A 14,875-nucleotide genomic window follows, 5' to 3' on the forward strand; every position below is an offset into this window, starting at 1 on the left:
AAAACAGTACCAGGAGGTTTCCCGTGGCACGAGGTCGTCCACCGGCATTCACGCGGTCGCAGGTCGTCACCGCCGCGATCCGGGTCGCCGACAGCGAGGGGCTGGAGGCCGTCACCATGCGCCGGATCGCGTCCGAGATCGGTGCGGGGGTGATGTCGCTCTACACGTACGTGCCGGACCGCGAGCACCTGGCCGACCTGATGGTCGACACCGCAGCCGGGGAGTTCGCCCTGCCGGAGATCACCGGTGACTGGCGTGCCGACCTGCTGGCCCTGCTGACCGTGCAGCGCGAGCTGATGCGTGCCCACCCGTGGATCCCGTCGGTGCTGGCCGGCCGGCAGCTGGCCGGGGTCAACCTGCTCAGGTTCCTGGAGCACGGCCTGCGGGCGCTGGAGCCGGCCGGCCTGCCCGGCGTCACCCGGATGACCCTGCTCGGCCTGTTCACCGGATTCGTCACCGCATATGTGACCGGCGAACGCGCGGGCCGCACGGACGCCCGCGACGGTGCCGAACAGATCGCCGCGGCCGTGACGAGCGGGGAGTTCCCGCTGCTCGCCGCGGTGCTGGCGGAGGGCGGCGACCCGGATCTGGACTTCGCCCGGATCGCCGACTGGGTCATCACCGGCCTGGTAGATCGAGCCGCGGCTGGGTAACACCCCTGTCATGAGCAGTCACGTGATGCGCCCGAGCCGTTCGGTACCGCCCTGGCCCGCCCTGGCCGGTTTCGGGGCCGCGGTCGCCGTGGCCGCCCTGATCGGTGGCCTCGGCGTGTCCGGCACCGCCGGGGAGTACCAGAGTCTTCAGCAGCCGGACTGGGCACCGCCCTCGTCGGTCTTCGGTCCGGTCTGGAGCATCCTGTACGCGATGATCGCCGTCAGCGGCTGGCTGGTCTGGCGGCGTACCGGTTGGTCGCCGGCGTTGAACTGGTGGGTCGCCCAGCTGGTGGTGAATGCGATCTGGACGCCGATCTTCTTCGGATTCGGCCAGTACGGACTGGCCCTCTTCGACATAGTGGTGCTGTGGGTCCTGATCGGCGTGACCGTGTGGAGGTTCCGGCCGGTCTCCCGTCTCGCGGCGGGTCTGCTGCTGCCGTACTGGGCGTGGGTCACCTTCGCGACCGCCCTGAATGCCACTATCTGGACAATGAACTAGAAATCTGAGCTTTTTTCGCAGAACTTCCCACGTGTCACTTCCGGCACGGGCAAGGTGACACGAGGTCACCGGAATGCCAACGGGGAGTTCACATGCGCCGCAACCGGCTCACCGCCCGTCTCGTCACCGCCCTGGTCGCGGCCACGCCGGCCGTCGCCCTCGCCGTCGTGGCAGCCGCACCGCCGCAGCCGTCCGGCCCGGCGGGCGTGGCCGGGCGAGCCGGCCCGCTGGTCCAGACGTTCCCGTTCGGCGCCACCGGAGCCCTGCGGCCGGTCGCCGCCACGTCCTCCGCCGAACTACCGGCCCGCGCCACCGAACCGTTCAGCATGCTCGGCGTGACCTGGGCGAACCCGCGCGCCCGCGCCCGCGGCACGATCGAGGTGCGGACCCGGGCGGCCGGCACCGGACGGTGGAGCCCGTGGCGTGCGCTGGAGACCGACAACCCGGACGCGTCCGGCGGCGCCGAAGGTGCCCGCGGCGCCAGCGACCCGCTCTGGGTCGGCCCCTCGGACGGCGTCCAGGCCCGGATCGCCGACCCGGCCGGCCGGCCGCTCCCGGACGACCTGCGCATCGATCTGATCAACCCGGACGGCGAGCAGGTGCGGACCGCCCCGGCCCGCCCCCGGATGGCGCCGGTGTCCGCGCACTACCCGACCCGGCCGGTGCCGCGGATGGTCACCCGGGCCGGCTGGGGCGCCAACGAGGCCCTGGTCAAGGACGCGCCGGAATACACCGGCCCGATCCAGGTGGTCTTCGTGCACCACACCGCCACCGGCAACGACTACAGCTGCTCGCAGTCCTCCGCCATCGTCCGCGGCATCCAGGTCTACCAGGTGCGGAGCAAGGGCTGGGACGACATCGGCTACAACTTCCTGGTCGACAAGTGCGGCACGATCTTCGAGGGCCGCGGCGGCGGCGTGCACCGATCGGTGCTCGGCGCGCACACCCTCGGGTTCAACACCGACGCCAGTGCCGTCGTGGCGATCGGCGACTACCGGGGCACGGCGATCTCGTCCGCGGCCCGGGCGTCGGTGGCGCAGGTCGCGGCGTACAAACTGGGCGCCTGGGGCAGCCCGCCGCAGGGCCGGGTGGTCAAGGTCTCCGGCGGCAGCGACCGCTACCCCGCCGGGCGGCCCGCGTTGCTCAACCGGATCTCCGGACACCGGGACACCGGTGCCACCGAATGCCCGGGCAACGCGCTCTACGCCCAGCTGCCGGCGATCCGGGCGATCGCCGGGGCGGCCCCGTCCGGCCTGCGGATCCGGCGACTGAACAACACCATCGCGTACGCCGGACGGCACTACACCCGCGGACTGGTCCGCCCGCTCTGGGACCTGTCCACACCGACCCGGATGATCGACCACTTCGAGGTGTGGGTCGACGGACGGCTCCTCACCCTGGCACCCAACGGCCACCGGCTCTCCCGGATGAAACTGCCACGCGGACGGCACGCCGTGGTCGTCAAGGCGGTGCACCTGTCCGGGCGTACCTCGGCGACCGGCGCGACCGTGATCGCCGACCCGGTGCCCCCGCGATTCACCGCTGTGCCGCAGCTCAGCCTCCGGACCGGGACGATGGCCGACGCGGTGCCGGTCCGGCTGACCTGGACCGCCACCGACCCCTCCGGCCTGCGCGCGGCCCGGGTCGGCGGCGCCTCCCAGGCCGCCCTGGCCGGGGCCGCCCGGGCGCTGAACACCACGGCCCGGCTCGGCGAGACCGGCACCTGGGCGGTGACGGTCACCGACCGGGCCGGGAGCCGGCGGAGCTCGTCGGTCACGCGTACCCCGATGCTCCTCGCGGAGAGCGCGGCACGACGGACCGGAACCTGGCGCACCCTGCGTGACAACGGGTTCCTGGGCAGCGAGGCGGCCACCGCCTCGACCGCGGACGCCACGATGTCCTGGACCTTCACCGGGCGGGCGGCCGCCCTGGTGGTCGGGCGCACCGCCACCTCCGGCCGGGTCCGGATCAGCGTGGACGGTCGCTACCAGGGCGTCCTCGACCTGCGGTCGGACACCGCGAAGTACCGCCAGGTGGTGTGGAGCCGGCTGTGGCGCGACAGCGGCACGCACACCGTGACCGTGGAGGCGGAGGGCACCACCGGGCGCGGCTCGGTGATGCTGGACGGCCTCAGCTACCTGCGGTGACCGTTGTCAGCACCACCTTGCCGGGGCCGCGCCGGGACTCCACCAGCTCGTGCGCGCGGACCACGTCGTCCAGCGGGAAGGTGCGTACCTCGATGACGACCTCGCCCTCGGCCGCCAGCGCGACCACCTCGGCGAGACGCTGCGGGGACCGGCCGGCCCGGACCACCCGGGCGTCGTGCTCCTCCGCGGCCCGGTCGTCGACGATCGTGCCCACGCGGGCACTCGCGACACCGAGGGCGATCGACTGGGCGATGGCCTCACCACCGGCGGCGTCCAGGGCGACCGTCGGCGCGAGCCCGGCGGCCCGGACCGCGTCCACCAGGCCGGGGCCGTACGCCACCGGCACCGCACCCAGTCCACGCAGGTAGTCGTGGTTCTCCGGGCGGGCGGTGGCGACCACCGTCGCGCCGGCGAGCCGGGCCAGCTGGATCGCGACCGTGCCGACGCTGCCCGCCCCGGCGTGCACCAGCAGCACGTCGCCCGCGGTCACCGCCAGCTCGCGCAGGGCGCCGCCGGCCGTCTGGGAAGCCGCGACCAGGGCCGCTGCCGTCGGGAAGCCGATCGTCGCGGGCTTGGCGACCGCGTCACCGGCAGGGACGACGATCAGGTCGGCGGCGGCCCGGAACATCGCCGAACCGAGCACCTCGTCGCCCGCTGCCACGGTGCCGACGCCGTCACCCACCCGCTCGACCACACCCGAGTACTCCTGGCCGATGGTCTGACCGGGGAAGTCCGCCGGTGCCCAGGACATCCGGCCGCCCCGGTACGCGGTGTCGAAGGGCTGGACTCCGGCCGCGTGCACCCGCACCAGGATCTCGCCCGGACCGGGCTCGGGAACGGGCCGGTCGGCGATGTGCAGAACCTCGGGCGGACCGTACCTGTCGAAGACCACTGCTCTCATGGGACCAGCCTGATAGGTGAACCGAGGTCGAGGTCAAGGCCTTCGCCGGGGGAGTGGTTGACAGACCGCCCCCGGGGCGGGTCGATACGGTAAGCGGGTGTCTCAGATCCCGTGGTGGGGGCTGCCGCTGGTAGCCGTCGTGTTCGCGTTCGCCGGTGCCGTGGTGGCGCAACTCGTCTCCGCCCGTAACAACGACCTGCTCAGCCGGAAGCGACGCACCAGGCAGTGGTACGACGAACGTCGCGACGCCTACGTGCAGCTTCTGGCCGCCTTCGAACGCGCCACCTACCGGCTGCGGGCCGCGTACGAGGCCGGCGACAAACCGCCGTCGGCCATCGCCTACATAGATCAGGTCGGGCCGGCGCTGATGCCGGTCCGGCTGCTCGCGTCCGGGCCGGTCCGCAGTGCCGCCCTCGCGGTGCACCTGCAGCTGGAGCGGCTGCACGGCGACATGAACCCGGCCGGGGTGGTCGGCGTCGAGCCACGGACCCACTTCCGTGAGCTGATCGCCCAGGTCCCGCTGGTCATGCAGCAGTTCGAGGCCGCGGTCCGGGACGAGCTCGGGATCGCGAACACCCCACCGGATGCGATCCCGGCGGCGAAGAACGGGTCCGGCCGGATCCGCGCCATGCGACGGGTCCCCGCCGCGAAGACCGACAAGCCGGTGGGCTGACAAGGATCCTCATCTTTTCCGGGCCGTCGCGGTCGGGCAGGATCGAAGGGTGACCGATCATCCCGCACCCCTCGATCCTGTCTCCGCCGCCATCGTGGAGGGTGGCCTCGTCGCCATCCTCCGGGCCCCGACCTCCGACGGGTTCGCCGCGGTCGCCGACGTGCTCGTCGCGGCCGGCGTCACCGCCCTCGAAGTGACCCTGACCTCGCACGGCGCTCTCGAGGCGATCGGCGGCCTCAGCCGTCAGCTGCCCGAGACCATCAAGATCGGCGCCGGCACCGTCCTCACCGAGGACGAGGCGAAGGCCGCTGTCGATGCCGGCGCCGACTTCCTGGTCTCGCCCGCGCACACCCTCGGCGCGCAGCCGGTGCCCTACTACCCGGGCACGTTCAGCCCCACCGAGGTCTACCGCGCGCACACCGCCGGCGCCCCGCTGATCAAGCTGTTCCCGGCCGCCGGCCTCGGCCCCGGCTACCTCAAGGACCTGCGCGGCCCGCTGCCCGCTGTGCGGATCATGCCGACCGGTGGCATCGGCCTGGACGACATCTCCAAGTGGATCGCCGCCGGCGCGGTCGCGGTCGGTCTCGGCGGTCCGCTGATCGGCGACGCCGCCACCGGTGGCAGCCTCAAGGCCCTGGCCACCCGGGCCCGGCACGCCGTGGACGCGGTCGCGTTCGCCCGTTCATGACCGGAGTCCTCACGCTCGGCGAGTCGATGGGGATCTTCGTCGCCGACGGCATCGGCCCGGTGGAGCACGCCCGCGGCTTCACCCTGGGTGTGGCCGGGGCGGAGAGCAACGTGGCGATCGGCGTGGCCCGGCTGGGCGGCCCGGCGACCTGGGTGGGGCGTCTCGGCCGGGACGCGGCCGGATCCCTGATCACGACCCGGTTGCGCTCCTCGGGGGTCCGCGTGATCGCGGTCGAGGACGACGCGTTCACCGGCCTGATGATCCGCTACCGCCGGTCCGGGGAGTTCATCCACGCCGACTACCACCGGGCCGGCAGCGCCGGTTCCCGGTTGTCGCCGGCCGACGTCCCCGAGGCTGAGCTCGCCGCGGCCGGGATCCTGCACGTCACCGGCATCACCCCGGCTCTCGGCGCGACCGCCCGCGCGGCCGTCTTCCACGCGGTGGAGATCGCCCGGGCGGCCGGTGTCCCGGTGTCGCTCGACGTCAACTACCGCAGCAAGCTGTGGTCGCACGCGGAGGCCGCGCCGGTGCTGCGTGACCTGGTGAGCCGGTCGGACCTGGTGTTCGCCGGGCCGGACGAGGCGGCGATCGTGCTCGGCGACGACGAGCCGCTGGCCGGCCTGGCACGACTCGGCCCGGCCGAGGTGATCGTCAAGGACGGCGCCCGGGGCTGCACGGCCCTCGTCGACGGGACGCGTCACGAGGTGCCGGCACTGCCGGTGACCTCGATCGACCCGGTCGGCGCGGGCGACGCGTTCGTGGCCGGTTACCTCGCCGACCGGCTGGCCGGGGCGGCACCGGAGCAGCGTCTGCGCACCGCCATCGCGGCCGGGGCGTTCGCGGTGACGGTGCCGGGTGACTGCGAGGGACTGCCCGGCCGGGACGATCTCGCGGCGCTGTCCGGAGGGGACATTCTCCGGTAATCGGGATTAGTGGTCATGGCGCCCGGGTACCTCGTCGCCAACGGCAATTTCGTCCAACTGAGGAGGCCGTGATGCAACCGACGCCGTTCACCCCGTGGTCCTGGCGAGACACCGCCGGCTACCCCGGCGCGTACGACCCTGCCGGAACCGACAGCATCGACGAGGGCACGACCGGCGTTGACCTGGTCGGCTTCAAGGTCGAGGCGACCGATGGCCACATCGGTTCGATCGACGAGGCCAGCAACGAGGTCGGCAGTTCCTACCTGGTCGTCGACACCGGACCGTGGATCTTCGGTAGCAAGGTCCTCCTGCCGGCGGGCACGGTGCAGACCGTCGACCGCGAGGAGAAGAAGGTCTACGTCGACCGGACGAAGGACCAGATCAAGGAGTCCCCGAAGTACGACAAGGACACCTTCACCTCGGCCGAGTACCGCGGTCAGGTCGGTGACTACTACACCGGTAGTTACCGCGACTACCCGCACTGACCGGCGCTGACTCCCGCCCCGCCCATATCCCCCATGGGCGGGGCGGCGTCGTTCTCCCGCAGAACTCAGACAGAGGCGTCTCCCGCGGAACTCAGGCGGCGTCGTTGTCCCGCAGGCTCAGATAGGCGGCGAGGGCGGCGGACCCGTCCAGCATCCGCCGGCCGCGGCCGGTGATCTGGGCCTGCCACGAGGTCAGCGACGCGGCGAGCGGCTCGGGCCCACCGGCCGCGCGGACCTGGCGCAGCACCTCGGCGATGTAGTCGAGCAGATAACCGCCGCGGCGCAGCAGATGCGCCAGTTCGGCGTCCCGGACGTCGGCCGGGGAGTAGATCCGGTTGGCGGTGACGCGTTCCCGCTCCGGGGCGAGAATGCCGGCCACCTCCCATTTGCGCAGCGTGGCCGGGGTGACACCGAGCCGGTGCGCGAGCACACCGACGGTCACCGGACCGTGCGGGCGGTCGGCCGCCGGTTGCGCGGTGAGCACCACGGCGGCTGACGAGACGGCCCGCACGGTCGCGCGGTCCCGCTGCAACTGGACGTGCGCCTCGTCCAGGATCGCGAACGCGTCGTCGACGGCGCCGGCCAGCACCGACCGCATGATCTCGCCGGCTGTGCGGTGGCCGTACCCCCGGATGAGCGCGACGTAGGCGCTCAGCGCACCCACATGGTCCTCGGTGTAGACCCGATAGCCGCTGGCGGTGCGCCGGGCGGGCGGGATGCAGCCGTCGCGCTCGTAGTTGCGGACCGCCTGCGCGGACAGTCCGTGCTGCCGGCCGAGGTCGATCGGTCGTGGAGACTTCAGGGCCGTCCTCCGAAGGGATCCCGGTCAAAGGTTCACAGGGTGGTTCAACGATACGGTTGAGGTCATGACTGTCGACACATGGGCCGCGCGGATCCGGGCACTTCCCGGAGTGACCGAGACCCGGATCGAGCCGGACTCCGGCATGCCGCCCTACACCTGGGACGACCGTTTCTTCTTCGCCGGCGAGGACCGGATGCGGCCGTTCGCCACCATCGTCGGCCACGACGTGCCCGATTTCGACACCCTTTCCGACCTCGACCGGCCCGGTGTCCACCGGCTCAACATCGAGGTGGGCAGGAGCGAATTCACGAACCTCTTCGGGTACGGGCCGGAGCAGTTCAGTGATCGACGCCCCGGCATCGACTTCACCGTCGCGGACCGGTTGATCCCGCACCCGGCCTACGGGGTGCAGGGCTGGGCCAGTGTCGTGCAACCCGGGCCGGCGACGTTCGACGAGGTCGGGCGGCTGCTCGAACACGCCCGGAGCCGTTCGGTGGCGCGGCTCGCGCGGATGCGCACCCCCGAAGGAGAATGACCGGATCGGTCCGCCCGGCGTCGCGATGATGTCTTATCCGCCGGTCGGGAGCGGCGTTGGATGAGGACATGACCAACGCGCTCATCGTGATCGACGTGCAGGAATCGTTCCGGGCCCGGCCGCTCTGGACGACGACGAACAACCCCGACCTGATCAGGAACGTCGGGCGGCTGGTGGACCGGTTCCGGGCGGCCGGGGAACCGGTGATCTGGGTGCTGCACTCCGAGCCGGGCAGCGGCAACACCTTCGACCCGGCGAGCGGATCCGTCCGGGTGATGGCCGAGCTGACGCCCGCGGACGGCGAACCGGTGCTGGTCAAGACCGTGCACAACGCCTTCACCGGCACCGACCTGCAGCACCGGCTGACCGTCGCCGGGGTGCGTGCGGTGACCACCTGCGGACTGCGCACCGAGCAGTGCGTGGAGACGACCTCCCGGGTGGCGTCCGACCTGGGATACGACGTCACGTTCGTGACCGACGCGACGGCGACCAACCCGATTCCGCACTGGGAGGCGCCGGCCGACCAGACGGTGGACGAGCTGCTGGCGGATCCGCGTACGCTTGCCGCCGCGGACGTGGTGGCCCGGACGGAGTATGCCCTGGCCGGCCGCTTCGCGACGATCCGGACGACGGCTTCCGTGGTGGGGTGAGACTCTGTGAGCCGGGTGCTCTTCGTGTTGACGCCGCAGGTGCATCTGCTCGACCTGGCCGGGCCGGCGCAGGTCTTCTCCACCGCGCCCGGCTACGAGCTCTGTTACGTCGCCGAGGCGACCCCGGTGCCGACCTGGCAGGGCGTCGCGTTGCACGCCGCGCTGACCTGGCCCGAGCTCGCCGCCGACGACCTGGTGCTGGTCCCGGGCTGGCGTGATGGATACGGCTGGTTCGGGGCGGCGGTCCTGGACCGGATCGCGGCGCACCACGCGGCGGGCGGAACGGTGGCCAGCGTGTGTGCCGGGGCGGACGCTCTCGGCCGGGCCGGGCTGCTCGACGGCCGGCGCTGCACCACCCATCACGACCTGCAGGATCGTCTCGCCCGCGGCTATCCGTCGGCGACCGTGGTCCGCGACGTGCTGTACGTGTCCGACCGCCGGGTCGTCACGTCGGCCGGCATCGCCAGCGGCATCGACCTGGCGCTGCACCTGGTGGCGTCCCGGCACGGCCCGGCGGTGGCGGCACGGGTGGCCCGGGAGATGGTGGTGTACGCCCGGCGCAACGGCGACGACCGGCAGGAGAGCACGATGCTGCGGCACCGGGCGCACCTCAGTGACGTCGTGCACCGGGTGCAGGACCGGATCGACGCCGGATTCGCCGAGCCGCTGAGTCTCGCCGCGCTGGCGGACGGCGCGGGGGTCAGTGAGCGGACGCTGACCCGGCTGTTCACGGCGGCGACCGGGAACACGCCGTTGCGCTACCAGCAGGCCCTGCGGGTGGAACGGGCCGAGCACCTGATCGGGCACGGGTCGACGGTGGAGTCGGCGGCCCGGGCGGTGGGATTCACCGACGCCCGGATGCTGCGGCGGCTGCGGGCACGTAGCGTTCCCGCGTGATCTTGCGTGGGGTTCTCTTCGACCTGGACGGCACTCTCGGCGACCATGACGCCTCGGTACGGGATGCGTTGACCGCCTGGTTGCCGTCGCTGGGTCTCGCCTACTCGGCCGAGGTGCACGAGGTGTGGGACGCGCTGGCCGAGAAGCACCTGGCGGCGTGGCGGACGCGGGAGATCACCTTCGCGGAGCAGCGGCGCCGGCGGTTGCGCGATTTTCTGGGCATCCATGATGAAGAGTCGGAATTGGACGCCATCTTCGCAGGGTTCGTATCCGCATATGCCGTTTCATACCGGGCGTTTGACGACGCCTTCGACGGGATCGCCGCTGCTCGGGACGCCGGCCTGACCGTGGCGGTGCTGACGAACGGCAGTTCGGAACAGCAGAACGGGAAGCTGGCCCGGATGGGGATGACCGGCATCGGCCCGGTCTGGACCCCCGACGACCTCGGTGTGGCCAAACCGGAGCCGGCCACCTTCGCGCTGGCCTGCGCCCGCTGGGGAATCCCGGCGGGCCAGGTGCTGAGCGTCGGTGACCGGCACGATCTGGACGTGCTGCCGGCCCGGGTGGCCGGCCTGCGGGCGGTGCACCTCGACCGATCCCGTGAGACCGAGGGGCACCGCATCGGGTCCCTGCGGGACCTCGCCGCCTACCTGAGTGGGCCTGGGCCGTCGCCATCAGGCGGCAAATGAATCGGTGCACCGAAGAGTGACCGTCTGCCCTTCTCAGGGGCAGAGGATGTCATTTGTAGGTGATGTTCGAGCTGCTGAACTTGCAGAACGTGCCGTCCGCGCCGGAGCCGGTCTTGGTCGGCTCCTTGCCGGTGTTGTTGCCGGTGAAGCGGTCACAGATCGAGATCTTCTTCTTGCTGTCGCCGACGATGGTGATGCCGGAGAAGGTGGCGGTGTCGCCGAAGTTGGTGTTGATGCCGGCCAGCACCTTGCCCGGGGCGGTGGCCGTGATGTTCTTCAGCACCACCGTGCGCTTGTACTGGGTCTTGCAGTTGCCGCACGAGCGGTACAGCTTGCCGAAGTCGCTGACCTCGAAGTTGCTGACGGTCAGCGTGCCGCCGCCGTTGTGCTGGAACACCTTGTCGTCGGCCGACTTCGCGCCGCCGCCGGTCACCGTGTACTTGGCGCTCGAACCGCCCTTGAAGGTGGCCGCGTCCTCGCCGACGTTCTCCCACCACACGTTCTGCAGCGTGCAGGAGCCCTTGCAGTGCACCCCGTCCGCGGCCGGCGAGCCGATGATCACGTTCTTCAGCACGGCGCCGTCGGCCAGCTCGAACAGCGGCTTCTGGCCCTCGGCCTGCGAGTCGGTGCCGAGGGCGCCGCTGCCGACGAAGCGCTTCAGGCCGCCGTCGAGCGTGCCGGAGACCGCCTTGGTGGCGGTGACCTTCGTCGTGCCGGTGGCCGACGGCCAGGTCGCCGCCGAGGCGCCCTGCGTGTACACCGCCGCGCCGAGGCCCAGGCCGAGTGCGGCGAGCGCCACTACGCCGGTACGCCAACGCTTCCGCAGATTCTTGAACACGTGTGCAGCCTTTCGTCGTTCCCGGTGTCTTCAGAAGCGAAGTGCATCCGGGGCGGCAAAAGGTTGTCCGTGATTTCAAGTATTTCTGTGGTCACCGAACGTCGATGTCGTGGTCGTCGGCGACGTCGCCCACCGGGACGACGGTGACCGGGTGCGCCCGCAGATAGTCCCGGGCGCCCCGATCGCCGGTCGCCGTCGCCGCGACGCCGGCCCAGTGGTCGCGTCCGAGCAGGACCGGATGGCCCCGCCGACCGCCGTAGCCGCCCATGGCCAGTGCCGCCGGACCGGCATGCGCCCGCAGACGCTCGACGGCCGCTGCTGTCACGCCCGGCATGTCGACCAGCAGCACGATCACGGCATCCTCGTCGTCGAGTGCGGCCAGCCCCGCTTGCAGCGACGACGCCATCCCGGAATCCCAGTCCGGATTGACGACCACCTCGGGCAGGTCCGGTGCCGCCGCGACGACCTCGTCGGCGGCGGCGCCCAGCACCACGACGATCCGGTCGCAGCCACCGGACCGCAGCGTGTCCACCGCGTGCTGCACGAACAGCCGGTCCCCGTGCCGGACCAGCGCCTTCGGCATCCCGTAGCGCCGACCCGCCCCGGCCGCCAGCACCAGACCCGCGACCGTCATGACCCGGGGACCACCAGGCCGCGGACGGCGGCCAGCGGCAACGCCGTCCGCAGGTGATAGCCGATGCGCCACAGACCGCCGTGCGCCGCCGCGATCGCCTCGTCCGTCCAGGGCGCCTGCGCGGCCGACCGCGGCTTGCGGATCTGGTGCACCAGCAGCGCTGCCATCAGCTTGCTCGACGTCGCCGGCTCGAAGATCTCGACGCCGAAGACGTGGGCGCCCGCGTACGCCGCGGCCAGCAGACGGTTGTTGACGACCGACCGGGTCCGGGACGGCGGCGCCACCGCGAAACTGACCGTGCCGTCCCGGCGGGCCAGCGTCGCCCGCCAGCGATGGATCCGCTTGGCCAGCGCGTAGTTCGGCCCCTGCTGCGGGACCAGGCTGTCGTTGATGCCCGGCTCGCCGTCGATCGTGTAGTTGGGTTCCAGCAGCCGGCCCGCCGACACCAGGGTGCCCAGCTTCGCCGCCTGGGACCGGCCCGCGAACCGGGCCCGGGCCTCGGCCACCGCGCCTGCGGGGACCGCGAACACGTCGGTCGGGGTGGCCAGGAACGCCAGCGCGGTGTCCGGCCGGTGGTGCCGCAGGTGGACGGTCAGGGCGTCCAGGGCGGCGGCCAGCCGGGGGTACGTGGCACCCGGCGCGTACACGTAGTTGCCCAGCACGAGCCGGCCGTCGAGACCCTGCAGCCACTGGGCCGCCGCCGGCAGATCCTTGAGCAGGTCCACCCCGGGCGTCTCCCCGCTGGTCGGGGCGATCAGCCGGCCGGCGCCGGCGGCGGCCGTCTCGGCGACCCGGGACCACAGGTCGGGCCGGGGCAGGTCGACGGCGACGACCGTGCCGCCCCAGCCGAGAACGGAACGGACCGGTCCCATCTCGGCGCCCGCCCCGAACGCCACCAGCGTCTGATCGCTGAGGTCGAGCCAGTCCGGGGAGCCGGCGACCTCGGCGACCGCGGTCGCGCAGGACTCCTCGATCACCCCGGCGGCCACCCAGGTGTCCAGCTGCCGGAGCAGGGCGTCGCCGCGGAGCTGCTCACCCCGGTACGGCAGGACGAGTTCGCGTTCCGGCGTGCCGGTGCCGTCGACCCGGACCGTCTCCAGTGGCCGGTCCGGTGCCGCCATCAGGGCCTGCGGGAGGGTGAACTCGCCGTCCGGCCGCCGGTACCGCATCCGGGCGTGCAGGGAGGCGAGGCCCGCCTCGGCGATGTCGAAGCCGGCCGCACCGCCGTCGGCCAGTCCCGACTCGACGAGCGCCCGGAAATGGCGCAGGTAGCCGCGCCGCCAGTCGGTCTCGTTCTCGGCGGCGGACGCGGCGGCCGGATCGACGTGCCGTAGCGCGTCGGCGACCACCGCCCGGCCGAGGGCGGTGCTGCTGCGGCGGCCGGAGTCGTCGGCCGGGAAGTCGGTGATGCCGGGGGATTCGGGGTGCACCGGGTCAGTATCGCGGTCTCCTACCAGAGGAGGAGACGAGGTCGTCCGAAGGGCCGGTGGTGCGGCCCCGGGTCGGGCGATTCCGGGCCGCCGCGACGGCAGGCTCCAGGTATGACGACCGTCGATGCTCCACCTCGACCCGACCTGCGATGGAACCGGCCCCTGATGGCTCTCACCGTGGCGTCGGTGGTGCTGACCGTGGTGGCCGGCATCGCGATCTTCGCCGACGCCCGGGTGCTGACCGGCGTCCCGATCTGGCTCAAGCCCTTCAAGTTCGCGGTGTCGTTCATCGTGTACGCCTGGACCCTGGCCTGGCTGCTGGCGATCCTCCCGCGCCGGAGCCGCACCGGCGAGGTGGCCGCGATCGTGATCGTCGGCGTCGCGGTCGTCGAGCTCACCGTCATCGTGACCCAGGTGATCCGCGGTACGACCTCGCACTACAACGTGGCCACCCCGTTGGACGCCACCCTGTGGGCGGTGATGGGTACCTCGATCATGGTGTTGTTCTTCGCGCACCTGGCGATCGGCGTGGTGGCGCTGATCCAGCGGATCCCGGACCGGCCGGCCGCGTACGCGATCCGCCTCGGCATGCTGATCGCCCTGGGCGGCATGGCTCTGGGTTTCGTGATGACCGGCGGGAACTCCGGCGCCGGCGCGCACTCGGTCGGGGTGCCGGACGGCGGGCCGCACATGCCGGTGACCGGGTGGAGCACGCTCGGCGGGGATCTGCGGATCAGCCACTTCGTCGGGTTGCACGCGCTGCAGGCGGTGCCGCTGCTGGCGTACGCCCTCGGCCGCTGGACCCGGTTCGGCGAGGCGGTACGCGTCCGGCTGGTGATGGTGGGGGGCGGTGCTTACGGCGTACTCGTGATGCTGTTGCTCTGGCAGGCACTTCGCGCGCAACCGCTGCTGCGACCTGATGGACTGACCCTGGCCGCGTTCGCGGCTCTGGCCGTGGCGACCGTCGCGGCGTCGGCGATCGTCATCAAGACGGGGGTACGGCGATGACACCACTGCTGTTCACTCTGACCTTCGCGCTGGCCGCGCCGTTCTGGGCGCTGATGATCCTGCTGCCGCGCTGGTCGTGGACCGCCCGGATCGTGGGGTCGCCGCTGATCGTGCTGCCGATCCTGGTGGTCTACGGGCTGCTGGTGCTGCCCGAACTGGCCGAGGTGCTGCCCGCGGTGGCGAGCCCGACGCTGGACGGGGTGCGGGAGCTGCTCGGATCCCCGTCCGGGGCGGCGGCGGGCTGGGCGCACATGGTGGGCTTCGACCTGTTCGTCGGCCGCTGGTCGTGGCTGGACAGCCGGGAGCGCAGGATCCCCGCCTCGGTGATGGCGCCGATCCTGCTGCTGACCATCATGCTCGGGCCGCTGGGCCTGGCCGTCTACCTCGGGGTACGCCCCTGGTGGCGCCGAGACCTAGGCTGAT

The 14,875-nt window shown here is 72.1% G+C and carries 18 protein-coding genes; 13 read left to right on the top strand and 5 right to left on the bottom strand.

The window, feature by feature from the left end:
* Nucleotides 1-23: 23 nt before the first annotated feature.
* The 3 genes from QSK32_RS29825 to QSK32_RS29835 all read left to right on the top strand — a co-directional run bounded on the left by QSK32_RS29825 (nucleotide 24) and on the right by QSK32_RS29835 (nucleotide 3,299).
* Nucleotides 24-653 carry a TetR/AcrR family transcriptional regulator gene (locus QSK32_RS29825; protein WP_285473801.1) on the top strand — a complete coding sequence of 210 codons (630 nt, stop codon included), beginning with the start codon at nucleotides 24-26 and terminating at the stop codon, nucleotides 651-653.
* A 10-nt stretch (nucleotides 654-663) separates the two neighbouring features.
* Entirely contained in the window at nucleotides 664-1,152 is a 489-nt protein-coding gene (locus QSK32_RS29830) for a TspO/MBR family protein (protein ID WP_045744258.1), read from the top strand.
* A gap of 92 nt (nucleotides 1,153-1,244) precedes the next feature.
* A complete protein-coding gene (locus QSK32_RS29835; protein ID WP_285473802.1) occupies nucleotides 1,245-3,299 on the top strand; it encodes an N-acetylmuramoyl-L-alanine amidase in 2,055 nt (684 codons plus the stop codon).
* Here QSK32_RS29835 and QSK32_RS29840 read toward each other — a convergent pair.
* The gene (locus tag QSK32_RS29840) at nucleotides 3,283-4,200 is read right to left on the bottom strand and encodes an NADP-dependent oxidoreductase (RefSeq protein WP_045744256.1); all 918 of its coding nucleotides are present in this window, start codon (nucleotides 4,198-4,200) and stop codon (nucleotides 3,283-3,285) included. The two genes, QSK32_RS29835 and QSK32_RS29840, sit on opposite strands and share 17 nt — an antisense overlap.
* Before the next feature lie 97 nt (nucleotides 4,201-4,297).
* Here QSK32_RS29840 and QSK32_RS29845 point away from each other — a divergent pair, with 97 nt between their 5' ends.
* From QSK32_RS29845 to QSK32_RS29860, 4 genes are all read left to right on the top strand, one after another.
* Nucleotides 4,298-4,873 carry a hypothetical protein gene (locus QSK32_RS29845; RefSeq protein ID WP_285473803.1) on the top strand — a complete coding sequence of 192 codons (576 nt, stop codon included), beginning with the start codon at nucleotides 4,298-4,300 and terminating at the stop codon, nucleotides 4,871-4,873.
* A gap of 49 nt (nucleotides 4,874-4,922) precedes the next feature.
* On the top strand, nucleotides 4,923-5,561 hold the full coding sequence (locus tag QSK32_RS29850; RefSeq protein ID WP_052720762.1) for a bifunctional 4-hydroxy-2-oxoglutarate aldolase/2-dehydro-3-deoxy-phosphogluconate aldolase: 639 nt from the start codon (nucleotides 4,923-4,925) through the stop codon (nucleotides 5,559-5,561).
* A complete protein-coding gene (locus tag QSK32_RS29855; protein ID WP_285473804.1) occupies nucleotides 5,558-6,484 on the top strand; it encodes a sugar kinase in 927 nt (308 codons plus the stop codon). The genes QSK32_RS29850 and QSK32_RS29855 overlap by 4 nt, the downstream gene beginning before the upstream one ends.
* Before the next feature lie 71 nt (nucleotides 6,485-6,555).
* Nucleotides 6,556-6,969 carry a PRC-barrel domain-containing protein gene (locus QSK32_RS29860; protein WP_045744253.1) on the top strand — a complete coding sequence of 138 codons (414 nt, stop codon included), beginning with the start codon at nucleotides 6,556-6,558 and terminating at the stop codon, nucleotides 6,967-6,969.
* Between the two features lie 91 nt (nucleotides 6,970-7,060).
* On the opposite strand, the gene QSK32_RS29865 is transcribed toward QSK32_RS29860, so the two are convergent.
* The gene (locus QSK32_RS29865; protein ID WP_285473831.1) at nucleotides 7,061-7,771 is read right to left on the bottom strand and encodes a TioE family transcriptional regulator; all 711 of its coding nucleotides are present in this window, start codon (nucleotides 7,769-7,771) and stop codon (nucleotides 7,061-7,063) included.
* On the opposite strand from QSK32_RS29865, the gene QSK32_RS29870 reads away from it, so the two are divergent.
* The 4 genes from QSK32_RS29870 to QSK32_RS29885 all read left to right on the top strand — a co-directional run bounded on the left by QSK32_RS29870 (nucleotide 7,707) and on the right by QSK32_RS29885 (nucleotide 10,542).
* Nucleotides 7,707-8,306, top strand: a complete 600-nt coding sequence (locus tag QSK32_RS29870) for a DUF6194 family protein (RefSeq protein ID WP_285473805.1) — start codon at nucleotides 7,707-7,709, stop codon at nucleotides 8,304-8,306. The genes QSK32_RS29865 and QSK32_RS29870 overlap by 65 nt on opposite strands.
* Before the next feature lie 68 nt (nucleotides 8,307-8,374).
* Nucleotides 8,375-8,956 carry a cysteine hydrolase family protein gene (locus tag QSK32_RS29875; protein ID WP_045744300.1) on the top strand — a complete coding sequence of 194 codons (582 nt, stop codon included), beginning with the start codon at nucleotides 8,375-8,377 and terminating at the stop codon, nucleotides 8,954-8,956.
* A gap of 6 nt (nucleotides 8,957-8,962) precedes the next feature.
* Nucleotides 8,963-9,853, top strand: coding sequence for a GlxA family transcriptional regulator (locus QSK32_RS29880; protein ID WP_045744250.1), 891 nt, complete (start codon nucleotides 8,963-8,965; stop codon nucleotides 9,851-9,853).
* Nucleotides 9,850-10,542, top strand: a complete 693-nt coding sequence (locus QSK32_RS29885; RefSeq protein ID WP_285473806.1) for an HAD family hydrolase — start codon at nucleotides 9,850-9,852, stop codon at nucleotides 10,540-10,542. Before QSK32_RS29880 ends, QSK32_RS29885 begins: the two co-directional genes overlap by 4 nt.
* 49 nt (nucleotides 10,543-10,591) lie before the next feature.
* On the opposite strand, the gene QSK32_RS29890 is transcribed toward QSK32_RS29885, so the two are convergent.
* The 3 genes from QSK32_RS29890 to QSK32_RS29900 form a co-directional block, all read right to left on the bottom strand.
* Nucleotides 10,592-11,380, bottom strand: coding sequence for a pectate lyase (locus tag QSK32_RS29890; RefSeq protein WP_285473807.1), 789 nt, complete (start codon nucleotides 11,378-11,380; stop codon nucleotides 10,592-10,594).
* A gap of 91 nt (nucleotides 11,381-11,471) precedes the next feature.
* Nucleotides 11,472-12,014 carry a nucleotidyltransferase family protein gene (locus tag QSK32_RS29895; RefSeq protein WP_045744248.1) on the bottom strand — a complete coding sequence of 181 codons (543 nt, stop codon included), beginning with the start codon at nucleotides 12,012-12,014 and terminating at the stop codon, nucleotides 11,472-11,474.
* Nucleotides 12,011-13,444, bottom strand: coding sequence for a hypothetical protein (locus tag QSK32_RS29900; RefSeq protein ID WP_245674069.1), 1,434 nt, complete (start codon nucleotides 13,442-13,444; stop codon nucleotides 12,011-12,013). The genes QSK32_RS29895 and QSK32_RS29900 overlap by 4 nt, the downstream gene beginning before the upstream one ends.
* A gap of 165 nt (nucleotides 13,445-13,609) precedes the next feature.
* On the opposite strand from QSK32_RS29900, the gene QSK32_RS29905 reads away from it, so the two are divergent.
* Entirely contained in the window at nucleotides 13,610-14,452 is an 843-nt protein-coding gene (locus tag QSK32_RS29905) for a hypothetical protein (protein WP_245674068.1), read from the top strand.
* Nucleotides 14,449-14,874: an ABA4-like family protein gene (locus QSK32_RS29910; protein WP_045744246.1), complete on the top strand. Its 426-nt coding sequence runs from the start codon at nucleotides 14,449-14,451 to the stop codon at nucleotides 14,872-14,874. Before QSK32_RS29905 ends, QSK32_RS29910 begins: the two co-directional genes overlap by 4 nt.
* Nucleotide 14,875 lies beyond the last annotated feature (1 nt).

The sequence above is a fragment of the Actinoplanes sp. NBRC 101535 genome (assembly GCF_030269225.1).
GTDB classification, from domain to species: domain Bacteria; phylum Actinomycetota; class Actinomycetes; order Mycobacteriales; family Micromonosporaceae; genus Actinoplanes; species Actinoplanes rectilineatus.

What these genes read in the sequence shown, in the direction of transcription:
- QSK32_RS29905 (WP_245674068.1), top strand. Translation starts at nt 13,610, where the DNA reads ATGGCTCTCACCGTGGCGTCGGTGGTGCTGACCGTGGTGGCCGGCATC.
- QSK32_RS29830 (WP_045744258.1), top strand. Translation starts at nt 664, where the DNA reads ATGAGCAGTCACGTGATGCGCCCGAGCCGTTCGGTACCGCCCTGGCCC.
- QSK32_RS29860 (WP_045744253.1), top strand. Translation starts at nt 6,556, where the DNA reads ATGCAACCGACGCCGTTCACCCCGTGGTCCTGGCGAGACACCGCCGGC.
- QSK32_RS29855 (WP_285473804.1), top strand. Translation starts at nt 5,558, where the DNA reads ATGACCGGAGTCCTCACGCTCGGCGAGTCGATGGGGATCTTCGTCGCC.
- QSK32_RS29895 (WP_045744248.1), bottom strand. Translation starts at nt 12,014, where the DNA reads ATGACGGTCGCGGGTCTGGTGCTGGCGGCCGGGGCGGGTCGGCGCTAC.
- QSK32_RS29875 (WP_045744300.1), top strand. Translation starts at nt 8,375, where the DNA reads ATGACCAACGCGCTCATCGTGATCGACGTGCAGGAATCGTTCCGGGCC.
- QSK32_RS29840 (WP_045744256.1), bottom strand. Translation starts at nt 4,200, where the DNA reads ATGAGAGCAGTGGTCTTCGACAGGTACGGTCCGCCCGAGGTTCTGCAC.
- QSK32_RS29835 (WP_285473802.1), top strand. Translation starts at nt 1,245, where the DNA reads ATGCGCCGCAACCGGCTCACCGCCCGTCTCGTCACCGCCCTGGTCGCG.
- QSK32_RS29910 (WP_045744246.1), top strand. Translation starts at nt 14,449, where the DNA reads ATGACACCACTGCTGTTCACTCTGACCTTCGCGCTGGCCGCGCCGTTC.